We start from the raw sequence: 4781 nt of genomic DNA on the forward strand, positions 1-4781 counted from the left end.
TTATATGGACTTAACTATGCTCAATGTGAATTTTTAATAGGAAATACAGCTGAAGCTAAAAAGCTCTTTGAATTGATTATTAGCAAGGCAAATAATGAACTTGATAAAGCAGATGTGTATGGCTTGCAAATGTTATTATATACGGGAAAGGGAAAATACTTTGAAGCAGTCGAAATAGGCATCAAAGCACTAAAAAGGCTGGGAATGACAATACCGGCGAGACCTTCCATGACAGATAAATTAAAAGAACTATTATTATATAAAGTGTTCATGATAGGTAGAAAAATAGAAGATCTTTATAAATTGCCGGAAATGAAGGATCCAGTTCAGAGGAAAGTTGCGGAACTGCTAATAAAGTTTATATTCGCTACATGTACTGATTATCCTGATTTGTATGCGCTTGCCATTGTAAAAGCGGGAAATCATACATTAAGATATGGTAGAACTGAAATGGCGCCTATTGGTTTCATTGGCTACAGTATTGTTGAAGGGAGTGTATTCGGCAATTACGCTGCAGGTGAAAGACTGGGGAACGTAGCAATAAAACTTACCGAAAAATACGACAAAATCTATCCAAAATGTATAGTGTATTTTACCTTTGGGGCTATCATTTGTCACTGGTCTCGTCATGCAAAAGTAGGAATTGACTACTTGCAAAAAGCAGTAAAATATGCATTTGAAGCAGGGGATGTGCTTATCAACGGCTACTCTCATACAGTTATTCTCGAGAATAAATACATAATTGGTACACCGCTGAGTGATATTATCTGTGAGATCAGCGAGTGTAGAAACTATGTACAAAAAGTAAAGCATGAAAATCTTAGTTTAAATGCTGCCGTTTATAACAGAGCTGTTTCTATTTTAACAAGCGACCTTGGGTTTCATAGTCGAAAACCTAATGAAAGTTTAGAAGAAGAAAGTTTTTTGCAAATTGGCAAAAAGGATAAGGCATCGCTGGCAGCTTACTATTATACGGAAATGCAAATCCAGTATCTGGCGGGAAATTACCGAGAAGCATTGGCTGTAGCTGAAAAAATGAAAGACTGTTTAGCTTCCATACAAGGATTCCTATTGTCAGTAGAATGTAATTTTTATCACTCACTGATAATTACTGCTTTATATGAAGAAAGTCCTATAAACTTAAGAAAAAAGTTTTTGAAAACTTTAAAGAATAATCAAAAAATGATGAAGAGATGGTCTGTTTCATGTGCGGAAAATTTCTCGCACAAATTTCAACTTGTTGAGGCAGAAAGGATGCGAATTTTTGGGAAAAAACTGCAGGCTGAAGAATTATACGAAAAGGCAATTCAAGCTGCCCGGGATAACGGTTATAAGCAAAATGAGGCTATTGGATGTGAATTGGCGGCAAGGTTTTATTTTGCTGAAGGGAAAGTGAGAGTAGCAAAAGCATATATGTCTGATGCTTTAAAATTATACAGTGAATGGGGAGCATTAGCCAAAGTGCGAGAAATTAGAGATCGATATGCGGAACTGTTTGCTGACATTTTAACCAAGGCAAAAGGGGTTGAAAACAACACAGAAGAGGCTTTAAAAAACAGCATTTGGAATACTTTTATCAGGGAAAAGGAAAAGACTGACAATCTGGAGTTAAGTATTTTGCAAAATACTATATCTGCTATAATACGAGAGTTCAAAAGCGACCCTGAAAATATTTTAAAAGCCGCCATGAGATGTGTTTTTGCCACTAAAGGTTTTTTAATTATAGAAAAGGAAGATGAATTATTTATAGAAGCTGAAATAGACAGTCAAAGCAACGTTACAATAGTTAAGTCTATTTCCCTAAAGCAAAGCCATCGCAAACTTTCTAAAGGAATTGTTAGATATGTTGCCAACACACAGGAGCCAGTCATAATTAATAACTCTCAGCAGGTTGGCATCTTTACAAAAGACCCATACGTTTCCGGTGCAGGCAATATTTCCATTTTATGTTTATCGCTACATATCAGAGGCATACCTGTGGGAGTGTTATACCTTGAGAATAATCTAATGGCAAATGTTTTTACTAAAGAGCGCTTGGAACTATTAATGTTGCTGCTCGGTCAGACAAATTACATTAAGGCACTAGAAGATTTTTTGAGTATTAATAAATTAAAAGAAGAGTATGCGTGCACTTTGTTAGTTGAAACGCTAACAGATAGAGAGATAGAGATAATAAAACTTCTTGCTGAAGGCTTAACTAATAAGGAAATTGCAAAAAGACTTGATATATCCAATAATACTGTAAAGACACATATAAAAAATATATATGGAAAATTGCAAGTAAGCAGAAGAATACAGGCGGTGCAAAAAGCAAAAGAGCTAAATCTTATTTAGCAAATTACATGTAGATATTTATAAAAACCACATCCTTTATTAAATTCAGGATGTGGTTTTTTTACGCTTTCACCTGTTCGGGTGATGTTTTTTTAAAGGGATTTGCTTAATATACATATTAAGTTACAGCCATAAAGTCACGGCGGTGTAGCTGAAACAAACCTTTTAAAAGAATGGTGAAATGATATGAAAGAATTGTTTTACAATTTTGCACCATTGATATTTGTTTCAGTTTGTTCAGTAATATGGCTCATTGCTTTTTATTATTGTGGTATATCAAATTTACGTTCGATTCTAGTTGCTCATATTATCACTCAATTGTTTTTATTCTTTGCTTGTGGTGTTATCATAAAAGACCTTTATCAAAAAGCCAACAGAGATTGTTTAACAGGCGTGTATAATAGAAGGTCTTTCTTTTCCAAAATGCCTGTAGTTTATAAAATAATGCTTCCAGTATCGTTGATGATGATAGATATTGATAATTTTAAAAGGATCAATGATACTTATGGGCATCAAGCAGGGGATCAAGTACTAACACAATTTGCAGATATACTAAAAAGCAATGCGAGAAAGGAAGATATGATTGTAAGACTGGGTGGTGAGGAATTTGCTGTTGTACTACCTCAAACTTGTAAAGAAAACGCAGTAAAAATGGCTGAAAGAATTAAGCGAGCAGTAGAAGAAAAGAATTTTACTTTTGATTATGTCAGCGAAAAAATTACTGTCAGTATCGGCATAGTAACCACTGACTTTCCAATGAATACTGATATCCTTTTAAAATATGCTGACAAGGCTTTATACAAAGCTAAAGAAATTAAAAATATGGTAGTTGCTTATGAACAATTGGAGTTGGCGAAAGCACGGTAAATGTATAGTATCAGTAAAACATCTTTTCCAACAGCCATTGGTCGTTTTCCTTTAGCATGTTAATTTCGATGATTTTTTCTTCTCTGCCGGCAGGTGAATCATCAATCACATAGATCTTTATAGTTGCACTGTTTTCACTTATTTCATTTACTTCAAAGCGGTAATTGTTCCAGTCAACATAATACCCCATGCTGCCATCTTTGTTTATATCGCCATGGAGCCTTCCGCCTTTGTCAACATATCTGCCACTATTCATCAGTGCGTCAGCTTCACTTTTTACATAAATTCCTCTTATATAATTGTCAAGGTCAGAAAAAGTAATAAATCTATTGTCTTTTACTGGAAATAGAGACTGTTCTCCGGAGATGTTTTCAGGTAATTCCAGTGGAAGCATAGCGAGACCGAATATATTGTAAAACACATCTTTATTGGCTTCTATCAGTCTTCCTGCTTGAAGGTATATTTCTCTTTCTAGCTCATTTGATTCAAGAGGCAATATTTGAATCGCCAGATCTCCCGCCTTATCATATGGCAGTTCAAAGGTTGGGATACCTGCAACATAAGGAGCGATTGTATATAGCTGATAGTAGAATATAATGCCATTGGGACCGAGGATAAAATCATTCTCCGAATAATGATTTTTCACATTTTCCTCATAGTTTTCGAAGTAATAATAATCCTCTTCTGTAGTCGATTCAATCTGACTGATGACAGTTTCATAAACCTTTTCCAGAACTTCTTCCTTGCTAAGGCCAAAGATGTCGGATAGAGAAAGCATCCTGCCTGTTTTAACATCAAATGTTTCGGAAGACCAGTAGTTCGTAGGGTGTGCACCACCAGTATACTCATAGCCGATATTAAGAACAGATAGCAAATGATTGCCATTGTAGCAGATGCTTGCTTCTCTCTCGTAATATAAGTTGTGAAAATCAAAGCCATTATTTTCGGCAGCTTTTTTTAGTTCTAAAGCTGCTTTTTTCCCTTCGGGCACGACGGTTTTTATAAATTGCTCCAATTGGGTTTGATAATAGTTATTTATTACTGCAATGCCCTCATGGTTATTGGGATTATCGATGTAAGGATATGTAAACCTAAATTTTACAAGCAGTGTGCCGTCTACATCTTTTACAGTGTCGCTGTATACTTTATAATAAATATTTAAGGAGGAAGATTCGTCAGCAGTTAAACTATCAGTAGAAGGCTTGTGAAGCGAGTTTTCAGAAGGTGAGATGTCGTTGAAGTTAGAATTGCTGCACCCTGACAAAAGGACAGTTAAAAGTAACATAGCAATAAGTGGCATAATTATCCGAAAATCTTTTCTCATTACTGAATTCCCCCCTTTTATAATGTAAAGAACAGAAAGCGTTACCTCTCGCTTGAAAAAAATATATATGAATTCTACATTGCTAAACTTTACTATTACATTATATAGTACATTGTGCTAAAATGAAAAGTAATCATCCAAAAAGGTGATTCTAGTAGAACTTATCGGCTCGATTTTATTATATTTTAATAATATTAACTTGATAGAATTTAACCTATTGTTTACAAACACAAATTAATCTTAAATTGCAATATTA

General features: G+C 34.6%; 3 protein-coding genes. 2 read left to right on the top strand and 1 reads right to left on the bottom strand.

The window, feature by feature from the left end; translation table 11 throughout:
• A partial coding sequence (locus JT739_RS12800) for a LuxR C-terminal-related transcriptional regulator (protein ID WP_304650988.1) occupies positions 1 to 2334 on the top strand: 2334 nt, incomplete at its 5' end.
• A gap of 186 nt (positions 2335 to 2520) precedes the next feature.
• Positions 2521 to 3201, top strand: a complete 681-nt coding sequence (locus JT739_RS09680; protein ID WP_237660914.1) for a GGDEF domain-containing protein — start codon at positions 2521 to 2523, stop codon at positions 3199 to 3201.
• Positions 3202 to 3211: 10 nt separating this feature from the next.
• On the opposite strand, the gene JT739_RS09685 is transcribed toward JT739_RS09680, so the two are convergent.
• Entirely contained in the window at positions 3212 to 4525 is a 1314-nt protein-coding gene (locus JT739_RS09685) for a DUF3298 and DUF4163 domain-containing protein (RefSeq protein ID WP_237660915.1), read from the bottom strand.
• Positions 4526 to 4781: the final 256 nt, after the last annotated feature.

This window comes from Tepidanaerobacter sp. GT38 (assembly GCF_021991635.1).
GTDB lineage: Bacteria > Bacillota > Thermosediminibacteria > Thermosediminibacterales > Tepidanaerobacteraceae > DTU063.